The organism is Bradyrhizobium sp. NBAIM01 (assembly GCF_020194115.1).
In the GTDB taxonomy this organism is placed as follows: Bacteria; Pseudomonadota; Alphaproteobacteria; order Rhizobiales; family Xanthobacteraceae; genus Bradyrhizobium; species Bradyrhizobium yuanmingense.
Map to the genome: position 1 here is coordinate 369,580 of NZ_JADYVU010000002.1, position 13,208 is coordinate 382,787.

Annotated in this window: 14 protein-coding genes; 5 read left to right on the top strand and 9 right to left on the bottom strand. The window is 65.4% G+C overall.

Annotation, left to right across the window (positions count from 1 at the left end; all coding sequences use genetic code 11):
- The first annotated feature begins 43 nt into the window (after positions 1-43).
- Entirely contained in the window at positions 44-1,051 is a 1,008-nt protein-coding gene (locus I6F31_RS08075) for a KpsF/GutQ family sugar-phosphate isomerase (protein WP_036021423.1), read from the top strand.
- Between the two features lie 158 nt (positions 1,052-1,209).
- Here I6F31_RS08075 and I6F31_RS08080 read toward each other — a convergent pair whose 3' ends face one another.
- The gene (locus I6F31_RS08080; RefSeq protein WP_036021381.1) at positions 1,210-1,767 is read right to left on the bottom strand and encodes a carboxymuconolactone decarboxylase family protein; all 558 of its coding nucleotides are present in this window, start codon (positions 1,765-1,767) and stop codon (positions 1,210-1,212) included.
- Between the two features lie 71 nt (positions 1,768-1,838).
- Between I6F31_RS08080 and I6F31_RS08085 the strand changes: the two genes are divergently transcribed.
- Positions 1,839-2,165, top strand: coding sequence for a helix-turn-helix domain-containing protein (locus I6F31_RS08085; protein ID WP_035997791.1), 327 nt, complete (start codon positions 1,839-1,841; stop codon positions 2,163-2,165).
- A 181-nt stretch (positions 2,166-2,346) separates the two neighbouring features.
- Here the strand turns inward: I6F31_RS08085 and I6F31_RS08090 are convergent, their stop codons facing one another.
- From I6F31_RS08090 to hemH, 4 genes are all read right to left on the bottom strand, one after another.
- Complete coding sequence (locus tag I6F31_RS08090; protein WP_225185235.1) at positions 2,347-2,790, bottom strand: NfeD family protein; 444 nt, start codon at positions 2,788-2,790, stop codon at positions 2,347-2,349.
- 25 nt (positions 2,791-2,815) lie between these two features.
- On the bottom strand, positions 2,816-3,805 hold the full coding sequence (locus I6F31_RS08095; protein WP_057028214.1) for an SPFH domain-containing protein: 990 nt from the start codon (positions 3,803-3,805) through the stop codon (positions 2,816-2,818).
- A 343-nt stretch (positions 3,806-4,148) separates the two neighbouring features.
- The gene (locus I6F31_RS08100) at positions 4,149-5,126 is read right to left on the bottom strand and encodes an ABC transporter substrate-binding protein (RefSeq protein ID WP_225149306.1); all 978 of its coding nucleotides are present in this window, start codon (positions 5,124-5,126) and stop codon (positions 4,149-4,151) included.
- Positions 5,127-5,136: 10 nt separating this feature from the next.
- Positions 5,137-6,174, bottom strand: coding sequence for a ferrochelatase (hemH, locus tag I6F31_RS08105; protein WP_225185236.1), 1,038 nt, complete (start codon positions 6,172-6,174; stop codon positions 5,137-5,139).
- A gap of 83 nt (positions 6,175-6,257) precedes the next feature.
- On the opposite strand from hemH, the gene I6F31_RS08110 reads away from it, so the two are divergent.
- Complete coding sequence (locus tag I6F31_RS08110; RefSeq protein ID WP_035997738.1) at positions 6,258-6,656, top strand: MAPEG family protein; 399 nt, start codon at positions 6,258-6,260, stop codon at positions 6,654-6,656.
- Between the two features lie 6 nt (positions 6,657-6,662).
- Here the strand turns inward: I6F31_RS08110 and I6F31_RS08115 are convergent, their stop codons facing one another.
- Genes I6F31_RS08115 through I6F31_RS08130 form a run of 4 tightly spaced genes read right to left on the bottom strand, consistent with a single transcriptional unit; the run spans position 6,663 to position 10,940 of the window.
- Complete coding sequence (locus tag I6F31_RS08115) at positions 6,663-7,100, bottom strand: thioesterase family protein (RefSeq protein WP_035997736.1); 438 nt, start codon at positions 7,098-7,100, stop codon at positions 6,663-6,665.
- Positions 7,101-7,108: 8 nt separating this feature from the next.
- Positions 7,109-8,224: a nickel/cobalt transporter gene (locus tag I6F31_RS08120; RefSeq protein WP_225185237.1), complete on the bottom strand. Its 1,116-nt coding sequence runs from the start codon at positions 8,222-8,224 to the stop codon at positions 7,109-7,111.
- Positions 8,221-8,859 (bottom strand): DUF1007 family protein, encoded by a 639-nt coding sequence (locus tag I6F31_RS08125; RefSeq protein WP_225185238.1) that lies wholly within the window; start codon positions 8,857-8,859, stop codon positions 8,221-8,223. Before I6F31_RS08125 ends, I6F31_RS08120 begins: the two co-directional genes overlap by 4 nt.
- Positions 8,859-10,940, bottom strand: coding sequence for a M3 family metallopeptidase (locus I6F31_RS08130; protein ID WP_225185239.1), 2,082 nt, complete (start codon positions 10,938-10,940; stop codon positions 8,859-8,861). Before I6F31_RS08130 ends, I6F31_RS08125 begins: the two co-directional genes overlap by 1 nt.
- 136 nt (positions 10,941-11,076) lie before the next feature.
- Here I6F31_RS08130 and I6F31_RS08135 point away from each other — a divergent pair, with 136 nt between their 5' ends.
- Positions 11,077-11,331: a hypothetical protein gene (locus tag I6F31_RS08135; protein ID WP_036021364.1), complete on the top strand. Its 255-nt coding sequence runs from the start codon at positions 11,077-11,079 to the stop codon at positions 11,329-11,331.
- Positions 11,332-12,004: 673 nt separating this feature from the next.
- Positions 12,005-13,147, top strand: coding sequence for a type III PLP-dependent enzyme (locus I6F31_RS08140; protein WP_035997723.1), 1,143 nt, complete (start codon positions 12,005-12,007; stop codon positions 13,145-13,147).
- Positions 13,148-13,208 lie beyond the last annotated feature (61 nt).

Sequence of the window (13,208 nt, forward strand, 5' to 3'; positions counted from 1 at the left end):
GCAGGCGCCAATGGGCGAACGCCCCTCCTCCCTGGACCCGACCATGCCGAGCTCGAAACCGCTGATGACCCAATCATCCGGCTCCATTCCCGATAGCGTCGAATCCGCGCTCCGCACGCTGGAGACGGAGAGCGGCGGCATCAATGCGCTCGCTAGCGCGCTGCGCGGCCCGCTGGGCGAGCCGTTCGCCAAGGCGGTCGAGCTGATCCGCAATGCCAAGGGCCGCGTCATCGTCACCGGGCTCGGCAAGTCAGGCCATATGGGCCGCAAGATCGCCGCGACGCTGGCCTCGACCGGCACGCCTTCCTTCTTCGTGCACGCCGCCGAAGCCGGTCATGGCGACCTCGGCATGATCACGCCCGACGACGTCATCCTGGCGCTGTCCTGGTCCGGCGAGCAGCCGGAGATGAAGAACCTCGTGAACTATTCGGCGCGCTTTGCGATCCCCATGATCGCGGTGACCTCGAGCGCGTCGTCCTCGCTCGGCCAGGCCGCCGACCTCGTGATCGAGCTGCCCAAGGCGCGCGAGGCCTGCCCGCACAATCTGGCGCCGACCACCTCGACGCTGATGCAGGCCGCGATCGGCGACGCGCTCGCGATCGCGCTGCTGGAGGGACGCGGCTTCACCGCGCTGGAGTTCGCGCATTTCCACCCCGGCGGCAAGCTGGGCGCGATGCTGAAATTCGTCCGCGACTACATGCGCACGGGCGCTGAGATTCCGCTCAAGCCGCTCGGCACCGAGATGTCGGAAGCCGTGGTCGAGATGTCGGCGAAGGGGCTCGGCTGCGTCTGCATCGTTAACGATGCGGGCGAGGCCGTCGGCATCATCACCGACGGCGATCTGCGCCGCCACATGCGGCCCGATCTGCTGACGGTGACCGTCGACGAGATCATGACGAAGCAGCCCAAGACCGTGCCGCCTTCGATGCTCGCGACCGAGATGATCGAGGTGCTGAACACCCGCAAGATCACCTCGCTGCTGGTGACGGAAGCTGGCAAGGTGGTGGGGATCGTGCATCTGCACGATCTGCTGCGCGCGGGCGTGGCGTAGGGCGCGCAGCCCGCTTCACCCGTCATTCCGGGGCGCGCCACTTGGCGCGAACCCGGAATCCATTTCACCCCGAGGTCGCTGCCCGATGGATTCCGGGCTCGCGCTTCGCGCGCCCCGGAATGACGGTAAGGATGAGACGCTCCTCGCAATGACGGCCGCTAGAGCGGCGCCGGAAACCGCGCCGCGTTCTCCTCCAGCGGCAAGCGCAGCCCGTTCGCCAAATACGACACCGTGCGATAGAAGCCGCACAGCAGCATGATTTCCAGGATCTGCGCCTCGTCGTGATGCGCGGAGAGCGCGGCGAATTCATCGTCGCTCAACGTCGCGCGATGATGCAGCGCGTCGACGGCTGCGATCAGCGCCTGTTCGGCCGGCGACCAAAGGGCCGAATTCGCATCACCCAGCACCGTGGCGCGCACCTCCTCCGCGGTGAGCTTCGCCGGCCCGGCGAAGATCGCGACATGCACGCCCCATTCGTATTCGCATCCGTTCAGCGCGCAGGTGCGGTCGATGACGATCTCACGCTGCCGCAGCGAGAGCGGCCCCGGATCAAGCAGCCCGCCCGCGCGAAACTTGTCCCAGGCGCGGTCATGGCCCGCCATCACCCGGAACAGCACCAGCGGCGGCGCACCGCGCATGATGCGGTCGAACTGCGCCTGGATGCCCAGGGGATAAGGCGGCGAGAGCGGGGCGATGCGCGGTGAGGCCTGGGACATGAGCGATTTCCGTTGCTACATTTACCGTAGCGCTACGCTACATTATCCGTAGCATGACGCAAGAGGTGACCATGGCGAAACGGGCGACAACAGCAGAACGCCGCGTCCGCGGCTCGCGCACCGGACGGCCGATCATGGCTTTGCTCGACCTGCTCGGCCGGCGCTGGGCCTTGCGGATCTTGTGGGAGTTGCGCGGAGAGCCCCTCACCTCGCGCGCCCTGCGCAGCGCCTGCGACGAGGCCTCGCCCACAGTGCTGCAGGCCCGGCTGACCGAGCTGCGCGAGGCGGGCTTCGTGGAGCTGGGCGACGGCGGAGGTTACGGACTGACACCGCTGGGCCGGGAATTGTGCGAGACCTTCATGCCACTGCACAGGTTTGCGGAGCGATGGAGAAGGTGAGCATCACTCGTTGCCACGCGCTGGTGTTCCTTCTCCCCTTGTGGGAGAAGGTGGCGCGAAGCGCCGGATGAGGGGTCTCTCTCCACGAACTCAGCTTAGCTATCGCGGAGAGACACCCCTCACCCGTCTCGCCGCTTTGCGGCGAGCCACCCTCTCCCGCAAGGGGAGAGGGGAAAAGTCCTCACGCCGGGGCGACCGTCAGGTTGGCGCCGTCGACCTGTACCACCTTCACCCGCGTGCCGGCCGGCGTATCGGGCCCAGCCACGCGCCATACCGTGTCGCCGATGCGCACGGTGCCGGTGCCGTCGATGATCGGCTTCTCCAGCGTGAACTCGCGGCCGAGCAGGGCTTCGCTGCGCTTGTTGAGGAACGGACTGGCGCTGGCGTCCGGCTTCGGCTTGGCGAGGCGGCGCCAGACCGGCACGGCAGCGGCGGCAAAGATCGCGAACATCACGAGCTGGACCTGCCAGGAGATCGCCGCCGCGAACGAGATCAGGCCGACCAGCAGCGCAGCGAGCCCGAGCCAGAACAGGAAGATGCCGGGCGCCAGCACCTCCAACGCCATCAGGATGAAGCCGAGGATCAGCCAGTTCCAGTTGCCGAGCGATACGAACATGTCGGTCATGACACGACCTCTGTGAATAGTCCCGTTACTGCTGCGGCACGAACGGCGGTGTCGGGCCCGACGACGGTACCGAGCCGCCGCGGCGGGCCGCGGCCACCGCGCTCTCCCCGAACGTGGCCTTCGCAATTTCGCCGATGCCGGCGAGCGAGCCCAGCATGCTCATCGCTTCGACCGGAAGCATGATGACCTTCTGGTTCGGCGAGTCGGCCAGTTGCCCGAATGCCTTGATATACTTGTCGGCGATAAAATAGTTTAGCGCAGCGACATCGCCCTTGGCGATGGCCTCGCTGACCATTTGCGTGGCCTTGGCCTCGGCTTCCGCCGACCGCTCGCGCGCCTCGGCATCGCGGAAGGCGGCCTCGCGGCGGCCTTCCGCCTGGAGGATCTGGCCCTGCTTGGCGCCCTCGGCGCGCAGGATCTCGGACTGGCGTTGGCCTTCGGCCGCGAGAATGTCGGCGCGCTTGACCCGCTCGGCCTTCATCTGCCGCCCCATGGCTTCGACCAGGTCGGCGGGCGGCACGATGTCCTTGATCTCGATGCGGTTGACCTTGACGCCCCAGGGCGAGACCGCGGCGTCGACCACGCGGAGCAGGCGCTCGTTGATTTCGTCGCGGTGCGACAGCACCTGGTCGAGGTCCATCGAGCCCATCACCGAGCGGATGTTGGTCATGGTCAGCACCGTGATCCCCTGGTTCAGGTTGGCGACCTCGTAGCTCGCCTTGGCGGCATCGAACACCTGATAGAAGGCGACGCCGTCCACCGTCACCGTGGCGTTGTCCTTGGTGATCACCTCCTGCTCGGGAATGTCGATCACCTGCTCCATCATGTTGATCTTGCGCCCGACGCGATCGAAATAGGGCACGATCAAATTGAGCCCGGGGCTCAGCGTCTGGGTGTATTTGCCGAACCGCTCGATGGTCCAGTCATAGCCCTGCGGCACCGTCTTCACGCCGGCGACCAGCGTGACGATGACGAGCAAAACCAGAACAATCGCGAAAATGTCGAAGCCGCTCATATCTCCTCCAAGCCGGGACAAGACGTCAGGAAAAAGCCCTTTCCGGCGCTGTCATTGGTCGGGATCACGATCCTACCGGTTCAGCGGTCGCAATTCACGTCGGTATCGGAGCAATTCCACACAAGACACACAGCAAGAGAACGGTCGCGATATGTATTTGCGACAGGCTCTTGAAAGCGCGCGGGCGCAGGCCTAAAGCGCGATGCGATCAGGATGAATCGTCATCGCACTTTAGGTTATTGTTTGAGCATGATCTTTTCGGAAAACCGCTTCACACTTTTCCGGATCATGCTCTAGCAGCGGAAATTAGCGAATTCGGGCGAGGCGTCCGTCACGGACGGGTTCATTCGATCACGTCATTCGCAATTGCAAGCAGGCCCGGGGAAAGCGTGATGCCGAGCGCTCTCGCCGCCTTCAGGTTGATCACCAGCTCGAACTTGGTGGGATTCTGCACCGGCAGGTCGGCCGGCCGTGCGCCCTTCAGGATCCGATCGATATAGTCCGCGGCGCGGCGAAGCTGCTCGACGCTGTCGGTGCTGTAGGACATCAGCCCACCCTCATCGACGAACGTCCGGCTCCAGAATACCGCGGGTACACGCGCCTGTGCGATCGCCGAGAGCAGTTGCGCGCGGTTGGCCATGGTGAAGAAGTCCGGCAGGACCAGGATGGCGCCGTCTTGCCTGGAAGCCAGCGCCCCGATCGAGACGGCGTCATGGACGGGCGCGGGCTCGACCGTCAGGCGCAGCGTCCGTGCGGCGTCCTCGATGGCGCGCAACATCAGTGGCGCGAACGGCGCGGTGGCGGGATTGAAGACGACCGCAGCGCGGGACACCTTCGGCGTGACCTGCGTCAGCATCTCCAGCCATTTGCCGGCGAGCGGACCGTCGTAATCGGTAAAGCCGGTGAGGTTGCCGCCGGGATGCGCGAGGTTTTCGACAAAACCCTGGCTGACGGGATCGGTGACGACGGCGAACACGATCGGGATCGTCGTGGTGCGCCGGCGCAGCTCTTCGACCGAGGGTGTGCCGACCGCAAGCAGGATGTCGGGCTTGAGCGCGATCAGCTCGTCGGCGAACTGCGCGATGCGGGCGCGCTCGCCGCCGCCGTTGCGCCAATCGATCTTGAGATTGTCGCGCTCCTTCCAGCCTTGGCCGGCGAGCGCTTCGACCAGGGCCATGCTGCGCGTCTGGCCGATCGCATCATCAGCAGCCGTGACCGAGAGCACGCCGAGCCGCCGTGTCGCGTTCGGCTGCTGCGCCAGGGCCGGGGCCGGCAGCGCCGCGAGCATCCCAAGAAGCGCCAGGCACCGGCGGCGGTTCATGGGATGCCCATCAGATCCAGCCCTGGAGCTCGCGCAGCACCAGGGTGCGGATCACGTTCATGCCCGGTCCGCTGTCGTTGAGGCAGGGGATCGCGGAAAACTGCTCGCCGCCATTGTGCTTGAAGATCTCCGCGTTCTCCTGCGCGATCTCCTCCAGCGTCTCCAGGCAGTCGGCGGAAAAGCCCGGCGTCACCACTGCGATGCGGCGCACGCCCTCTTTGGCAAGCCGCTCCATGGTCTTGTCGGTATAGGGCTGCAGCCACTCGTCGTTGCCGAAGCGCGACTGGAAGGTCAGCAGCAGCTTGGTCTCGTCCATGCCGAGCCGGCGGCGCAGCGCCTCGGTCGTCGCGATGCAGTGCTGCTGATAGGGATCGCCCTTGTCGACATAGGCTTTCGGCATGCCGTGGAAGGATGCCACGATCAGCTCCGGCTTGAAGGACAGCGTCGCCAGATGGCCCTCGATCGAGGCGGCGAGCGCCTCGATATAGGCTTTGTCGTCATAGTAGGGCGGCGTCACCCGCAGAGTCGGCTGGTTCCGCAGCTGCGCGAGCACGCGGAAGACTTCGTCGCAGACGGTCGCCGAGGTCGAGGCCGAATATTGCGGATAGAGCGGCACGGCCAGGATACGCTCGCAGCCCTTCGCGATCAGCGCGTCGATGCCCGACTTGATCGACGGATTGCCGTAGCGCATCGCCCAATCCACGACGACGTTGTCGCGGTCCGACAAGGCGGCCGCGAGCTTGTCGCTTTGCGAGCGCGTGATGGTTTTCAGCGGCGACTCGTTCCGCTCATTGTTCCAGATCTTCTGGTAGTCGAGCGCCTTGGTGCGCGGACGGCTGCGCAGAATGATCCCGTTCAGCACCAGTTTCCAGATCAGGCCCTGGTCCTCGATGACGCGGGCGTCGCTGAGGAACTCCTTGAGGTAGATCCGCACGCCCGGAGCATCGGCCGTATCGGGCGTTCCGAGATTGATCAGGAGCACGCCGACGCGCGGTAGGGCGGATCGGGTGGCCGGTTTCGCGGTCTCGAGGGGGAGGACGCTGTTCATGACTGGTTGGGTCGCGCGTTGGTCCGAACTTGTCAAGATGAGCCGGGGTTCGCTAGGGTCGCACCCAAGCGGGGGGAGGCAGGATGACACTCGCGGAATGGTGCGTCTTCGGGGCGCTGCTGCTCTATCTGTCGACGATCGTCACGGTCAAATGGATCAGGTTTCGCCGCTTCGACAATTCCCGGCCGCGCGACCCCGCCTTCTATGAGGACGCCCTGTCGCAACGCGCGCTCGGCGCGCACCAGAACGGCATCGAGACGTTTCCGTTCTTTGCGTTCGCGGTGCTGCTCGCCGAATACAGGGAAGCGCCGCAGCGGCTGATCGACGAGCTCGCGGCGCTGTTCCTGATCGTGCGGATTGCCTATGTGCTGACGTATCTCGGCAACCGCCCGACGCTGCGCTCGATCCTCTGGAGCATCGGCTTTGCGATCAATCTCGGCATCTTCTTCATGCCGGCATTGAAGCGGTTTCTGCCGGTGTGAGCGGCTTCACGCCGAAAGATGGCGTTCTCGCGTCGCGATCAGTGCCCGCATTGATGCCGGGATCGTGACCGGACGATGGGTGTTCTGGTCCGTGTAGACCCAGACGATCTCGCCGGTTACCAGCGCCTCAGTGCCGCCCTTCCGGAAGATGGCGAGCTCGAACAGGAGGCTCGAATTGCCGATCCGCGCCACGCGCGCGCCGACGTCGAGCTCCCAGTCGAACCTAACAGGCGCCTTGTACTCGATCAGCGATTTGACGACGTGGAAATCGATGCCGCTCGCCTTTGCATCCGCATATTGGTCGAAGCCGAGCGCGCGGAAATATTCGGTGATGGTAGTGTCGAAATAGGTCAAATAATGCGCGTTGAAGACGACGCCCTGGCCGTCGATCTCGGAATAGCGCACCCGGAACGGATGGAAGAACCAGAAGTGTTCGCGCGACATCTATCGCCTCAAAAACACGTGGTCCGTTCGGCGGCAATGTAGCCGAACAGGAGGCCGACGCCGAACAGCAGGACCAGACTCGCGGCGCCGAACTCGATGCCGCGCATAAACAGCGCGCCACCGCCGTCGCGTCCGGCGCTGAGGCGGGCGGCAATGTCCTTGGCGGAGACGGCAACGACAGCAATGGCCGCCACCGTGATCGCGGTGCCCAACCCCATCAGGAAGGTCGCGGCGATCCCTGCCCAGAACAGGCCCTGCGCCAGCGCGAACACCAGGACCAGGATTGCGCCCGAGCAGGGGCGGATGCCGACGGTCAGGATCGCAGCGAAGCCGCGCCGCCAGCCGCCGGGGCCGGCGAGTTCGCTTGGCGTGGGTCCGTGGGAATGGCCGCAATGCTCGTCGTGGACGTGGTCGTGCCCGTGGTGATGGTGAGCGTGGCCGTAGCCATGGTGTTGATCATGGCCGTGATCGTGGTGATGATGATCATGCGCATCATGATGGTGGTGATCATGGTCGTGCGGCACGCCCGCCATCGCCGGCACCGGCTGGATGGCCTGAAATGCGCGGATGAAGGTGCGGCCCTTGACCCAGACCAGGCGCAGGCCGAACAGCGCGATCAGGGCGTAGCTCGCAATCTCGATCACGCCTTCCGCCTTGCACATCGTCTTGGCCGTCGCATTCAGCAGCCAGGCCGAGATGCCGACGATGAGGATCGCGACCAGCGACTGCATCAGGGCCGAGGCAAAGGACAGCGCGATGCCGCGCCGCGCCGTCTCGCGGTTGGCGACCAGATAGGAGGCGATCACCGCCTTGCCGTGGCCGGGACCGGCGGCGTGGAAGATGCCGTAGGCGAACGAGATGAACAGCAGCGTCCACACCGCCGAGCCATCGGACTTCGCGGCGCGGATCGTCGCCGACATCTGGCGATAGAATTCCGACTGCTTGGCGAGCAGCCAGCCGATGAGGCCGCTTGCTTCAGGCTGGGCCGCCTGCGCCGGTCGCGGCGCACCGAACGGGTTTTGCGCGAGAAGATCATGAAGGGCGGCATCAGTCACGGCCACGACCAGCAGCACAGCGGCAGTGGCGAGCAGCCCACGCGCAAGCGAAGAGAGTTGCGGCTTCAAGGGCAATCCACCGTGATCTTGTTGGCGAACATCATGCCGAAATTCGAGTTCTCACCGTTCAGGAAGGTCTGCTCGTTCAGCTTCTGCGCGCTCGCGGTGCCGTCGTTCGGCCGCTCCAGCTTCATCTGGCACCCCGCGGGCGCACCGACCAGCTTGACCGGACTGTCCTTGGCCATCTGGAAGTCGATGAACAAGGAGCGGTCGAACACTTCGAGCACCAGCTGCCTGGGCTTGACCGGATTCTTCAGCGGCAAGGTGAAGTGCAGGGTCAGCACCGTGTCCTTGTAGTCGAGGAAATAGTCGACCGGCTCCTGGAACCGCTCCTTCTTCCCGTCGGCCTTGGCGAAGGTGAAGTAGGCGTATTCCTTCAAGGACTCGACGTTGGTCTGCGCCAGGGGCTTCAGCTCCTCGCTTGTGTATGCGCCCTTGGTCTTGCTCTCGAGCCCCTGCACCGCATAGGCCGAGAACATGTCGTCGAAGGTCCAGGCGTGGCGCACGCCGGTGACGCTGCCGTCGGCAGCATAGAGCAATTCGCTGGTGGCGGTGATCCAGACATGCGGATGTGCATTCGCTGCCCCGGCCGCGAGCGTCATCGCGGCGGCGAGCAGGTATCCGAACAGGGCGCGCATGCTCATCAGGCTGCCCTGGCGTCTTCGAGCAGGCCGCGGCGGCGGAGCAGCGCATCCGGCTCCGGCGGGCGGCCGCGGAACGCCTCGTAGGCGGCTTCCGGATCGACCGATCCGCCCGACGAATAGATGTCGTCGTGCAGGCGCTTGGCCACGGCGGGATCGAAGATGTCGCCGGCCTCCTCGAACGCGCCGAAGGCGTCGGCGTCCATCACCTCCGACCACATGTAGCTGTAATAGCCGGCGGCGTAATGGTCGCCGGTGAAGATGTGGCCGAACTGCGTCGGCCGGTGACGCAGCGCGATCTCCTCGGGCATGCCGATCTTCTCCAGCTCGCGTTTCTCGAAGGCGCGGACATCCTGCGCGGCGGCGGCCGGCTGGGTGTGGAATTCCAGGTCGACCAGCGCCGAGGAGACGAACTCGACCGTGGCAAAGCCCTGGTTGAATTTTCGCGCGGCGAGGAAGCGTTGCAGCAGGTCGTCCGGCAGCGGCTCGCCGGTCTGGTAGTGGCGGGCGAACTTCTGCAGCACCTCGGGCCGCTCCTGCCAGTGCTCGTAGAGCTGTGACGGCAGCTCGACGAAGTCGGTGAACACGGAGGTGCCCGACAGCGAGGGATAGGTCACGTTGGAGAGCATGCCGTGCAGGCCGTGGCCGAACTCGTGGAACAGGGTGCGGGCATCGTCGGGCGACAGCAGCGACGGCTCGCCGCCGGCGCCCTTGGCGAAATTGCAGATGTTGAGAACCAGCGGCGCGACGTCGCCGTCGAGCTTCTGCTGGTCGCGCAGCGAGGTCATCCAGGCGCCGGAGCGCTTGGACGGCCGGGCGAAGTAGTCGCCATAGAACAGCGCCTTGTGCTTGCCGCCCCTGTCCTTCATCTCCCAGACCCGGACGTCCGGGTGCCAGACCGGAACGTCCTTGCGCTCCTCGAAGGTGACGCCGAACAGGCGCGTGGCGCAGTCGAAGGCGGCGGCGATCATGTTGTCGAGACCGAGATACGGCTTGATCGCGGAATCGTCGAAATTGGCGCGCTGCAGACGCAGCTTCTCGGCGTAGAAGCGCCAGTCCCAAGGGGCGAGCTTGAAATTGCCGCCCTCCTCCGTGATCAGCGCCTGCATCTCGTCGCGGTCGGCAAGCGCGCGGGCGCGGGCCGGCTTCCAGACCCGCTCCAACAGGCCGCGCACCGCGTCCGGCGTCTTGGCCATGGAGTCCTCGAGCCGGTAGGCGGCGTAGGTCGGATAGCCCAGGAGCCCGGCGCTCTCCTCGCGCAGCTTCAGGATCTCGACAATGGTCGCATTGTTGTCATTGGCGTTGCCGTTGTCGCCGCGCGCGATGAAGGCCTTGTAGACCTTCTCGCGGAGGTCACGCCGGGCGGAGCTCTTCAGGAACGTTTCGACCGAGGAGCGCGACAGCGTGACGATGGCCTTGCCTGCCATGCCGCGCTCTTCCGCCGCAGCCTTGGCGCTGGCGACGAAGCTCTCCGGCAGGCCCTGGCGGTCGGACTCCCCGAGCTCCAGGAACCAGTCCTGCTCGTCGCCGAGCAGATGGTGGCTGAAGCCGGTGCCGAGCTGGGCCAGCCGCTCGTTGATCTCGGCCATCCGCGTCTTGGCCTCCTCGGAGAGGCCGGCGCCGGAGCGGTGGAAGCGGGTGTAGGTGCGCTCCAGCAGACGGAGCTGCTCGGGCGTGAGACCGAGACCCGCGCGGTTCTCGTGCAGATGGGCGATGCGGCCGAACAGCACGGCGTTCATCATGATCGGATTCCAGTGCCGCGCCATCCGCAAGGAGACCTCCTTGTCGATCTCCAGGATGGCCGGGTTGGAATGCGCCGAGACGAGGTCGTAGAAGACCGCCGCGACCTTGCTCAGGAGCTTGCCCGAGCGCTCCAGCGCCGTGATGGTGTTGGCGAAGTCGGGCGCCGCGGGATCGTTGGTGATCGCCGCGATCTCGGCGGAATGGTCGGCGAAGGCCTGCTCGAAGGCCGGCAGGAAATGCTCCGGCTTGATCTCGTCGAAGGGCGGGGTCGCGAACGGTGTCACCCAGGCCTTCAGCAGCGGATTGGTCTCGGCGTCCGTAGTTTGGCGGGGTTCTGACATCACAAGTCCCGGATTTCGTGGCTCGATTGTTGCGGCCAGCTATAGCACGCGTGGGGCTTTTTTGGGCCGTTTGCCCTTGCCCCCAGCCTCCTTTTCGGGGAGATTGCGGCCCTCGAAGCCAGGATCCCCTGAAGCCATGAACGCGCCTTCTTCATCGCCCCGCCAGATCGTCTGGTCCAGCGTCATCACCGTCATCAGCGCCGCCATCCTGATCGGCGCCGAGGTGTTCGGCGCGGCGTTTGCCGGCGGCTGGGCGCTCGCGATCCTGTTCGGGCTCGGCGACCAAGGCGCCCATATCCTGCAGGCCGTGCTGTTCGCACTCGGCGTGCTCGTGATGACCGCCTTCATCCGCGGCGCTCAGCGCATCGAGCCCTTCACCAAGCGCGGCTGACGCGTCTCGCGCGTGGGCAGCACGCGCTGCGCGGCGAAAACTTAACGCGCGTTCATCTTCCGCGTCGCTCGCGCAACAGTGCGCAAGCAGATGTTAGGCAATCCTGTCCGCAGCCTAAAAAAATTCTTGCGAACCAGAGTCAAAACGCTTATGTGCGGACTTGCCCAATTTCGCACGTGCCTGTGGTCGTGTGTCAGTCGGTAGGTATCCGGACAAGAGGCCGGACAGCCGCCAAGGGGTGAAGAAGCCGAGGGGCTCTTCGGAAGTGCGGAAGTCGAGACTGAAACGTCGAGCGACCGAAGCAAACCCGGAGCGCCCAGCATCTCTCTCAAAGAGATGCCATGTCGAAGGTGACTTCGCTCTTTGCAACCGTGACTGGCAGCCGGAGGCGAACCGGCGCACCCCGCTCTCAACGGGGGACGCGACTTAAAGCAACGACGGATCGGGCTTTTTTGGTCTCTACCGGCAGTCCAACGCCGGCGCGGGCTACTGAAAAGGCTTGTCCTTCATTGCCAGGTGAGCGGGCGGGAAACTCTCCCAACCAATCCACGGCAGCACAGTCTGGTTTGAGTTTTTTGGCCCCAGCGCGCCTCCATCGCGCGATGCGGCCGAAGCACTCTCATCAGACGTCACGTTGATACGGCTCCCGTCGCTGGGACCGTTGGAGAGTGCCATGACCGAACGTATCCAGGAATTCCTGCGCAACCGCCGCAACGAAGGCCTCGACACCGAGCCGTGCCTCGTCGTCGACCTCGAGGTCGTGCGCGACAATTACCAGAGCTTCGCCAAGGCGCTGCCCGACAGCCGCGTGTTCTATGCCGTCAAGGCGAACCCGGCGCCGGAAGTGCTGGCCTTGCTGGCGTCCATGGGCTCCTGCTTCGACACCGCCACGGTCGCCGAGATCGAGATGGCGCTGGCTGCGGGTGCGACGCCCGACCGCATCTCCTTCGGCAACACGATCAAGAAGGAGCGCGACATCGCGCGCGCCTTCGCGCTCGGCATTCGCCTGTTCGCGGTCGATTGCGCCGCCGAGGTCGAGAAGATCGCCCGCGCCGCTCCCGGCGCGAAGGTGTTCTGCCGCATCCTCTATGACTGCGCCGGCGCCGAGTGGCCGCTGTCGCGCAAGTTCGGCTGCGACCCGGAGATGGCGGTCGAGGTGCTCGACCTCGCCAAGCGCCTGGGCCTGGAGCCGTGCGGCATCTCCTTCCATGTCGGCTCGCAACAGCGCAAGGTGAAGGCGTGGGACCGTGCACTGGCGATGGCCTCGCAGGTGTTCCGCGACTGCGCCGAGCGCGGCATCAACCTGTCCATGGTCAACATGGGCGGCGGCTTCCCGACCAAGTACCTGAAGGACGTGCCGCCGGTCGTCACCTACGGCCGCTCGATCTTCCGCGCGCTGCGCAAGCACTTCGGCAACCAGATCCCGGAGACCATCATCGAGCCGGGCCGCGGCATGGTGGGCAACGCCGGCATCATCGAATCCGAGGTCGTGCTCATCTCGAAGAAGAGCGATGAGGACGAGGTGCGCTGGGTGTACCTGGACATCGGCAAGTTCGGCGGTCTCGCCGAGACCATGGACGAGTCGATCCGCTACGCCATCCGCACCCGTCACGACGGCGCGGACATGACCCCGTGCGTGCTCGCAGGTCCGACCTGCGACAGCGCCGATGTGCTGTACGAGAAGACCCCGTATCCGCTTCCGGTGACGCTCGAGATCGGCGACAAGGTGCTGATCGAAGGCACCGGGGCTTATACGTCGACCTACTCGTCGGTGGCGTTCAACGGCATTCCGCCGCTGCGGACGTACCACATCTGATCCGCCTCTCTTTTCCAGAGGCCTGACGAACCCGGGAGCCGGTCCGCCGGCTCCTCATCCA

Coding starts and splice junctions, on each gene's coding strand:
- I6F31_RS08075 (WP_036021423.1), top strand. CDS start 44: ATGCCGAGCTCGAAACCGCTGATGACCCAATCATCCGGCTCCATTCCC.
- I6F31_RS08080 (WP_036021381.1), bottom strand. CDS start 1,767: ATGTCCCAGGCCTCACCGCGCATCGCCCCGCTCTCGCCGCCTTATCCC.
- I6F31_RS08085 (WP_035997791.1), top strand. CDS start 1,839: ATGGCGAAACGGGCGACAACAGCAGAACGCCGCGTCCGCGGCTCGCGC.
- I6F31_RS08090 (WP_225185235.1), bottom strand. CDS start 2,790: ATGACCGACATGTTCGTATCGCTCGGCAACTGGAACTGGCTGATCCTC.
- I6F31_RS08095 (WP_057028214.1), bottom strand. CDS start 3,805: ATGAGCGGCTTCGACATTTTCGCGATTGTTCTGGTTTTGCTCGTCATC.
- I6F31_RS08100 (WP_225149306.1), bottom strand. CDS start 5,126: ATGAACCGCCGCCGGTGCCTGGCGCTTCTTGGGATGCTCGCGGCGCTG.
- hemH (WP_225185236.1), bottom strand. CDS start 6,174: ATGAACAGCGTCCTCCCCCTCGAGACCGCGAAACCGGCCACCCGATCC.
- I6F31_RS08110 (WP_035997738.1), top strand. CDS start 6,258: ATGACACTCGCGGAATGGTGCGTCTTCGGGGCGCTGCTGCTCTATCTG.
- I6F31_RS08115 (WP_035997736.1), bottom strand. CDS start 7,100: ATGTCGCGCGAACACTTCTGGTTCTTCCATCCGTTCCGGGTGCGCTAT.
- I6F31_RS08125 (WP_225185238.1), bottom strand. CDS start 8,859: ATGAGCATGCGCGCCCTGTTCGGATACCTGCTCGCCGCCGCGATGACG.
- I6F31_RS08130 (WP_225185239.1), bottom strand. CDS start 10,940: ATGTCAGAACCCCGCCAAACTACGGACGCCGAGACCAATCCGCTGCTG.
- I6F31_RS08135 (WP_036021364.1), top strand. CDS start 11,077: ATGAACGCGCCTTCTTCATCGCCCCGCCAGATCGTCTGGTCCAGCGTC.
- I6F31_RS08140 (WP_035997723.1), top strand. CDS start 12,005: ATGACCGAACGTATCCAGGAATTCCTGCGCAACCGCCGCAACGAAGGC.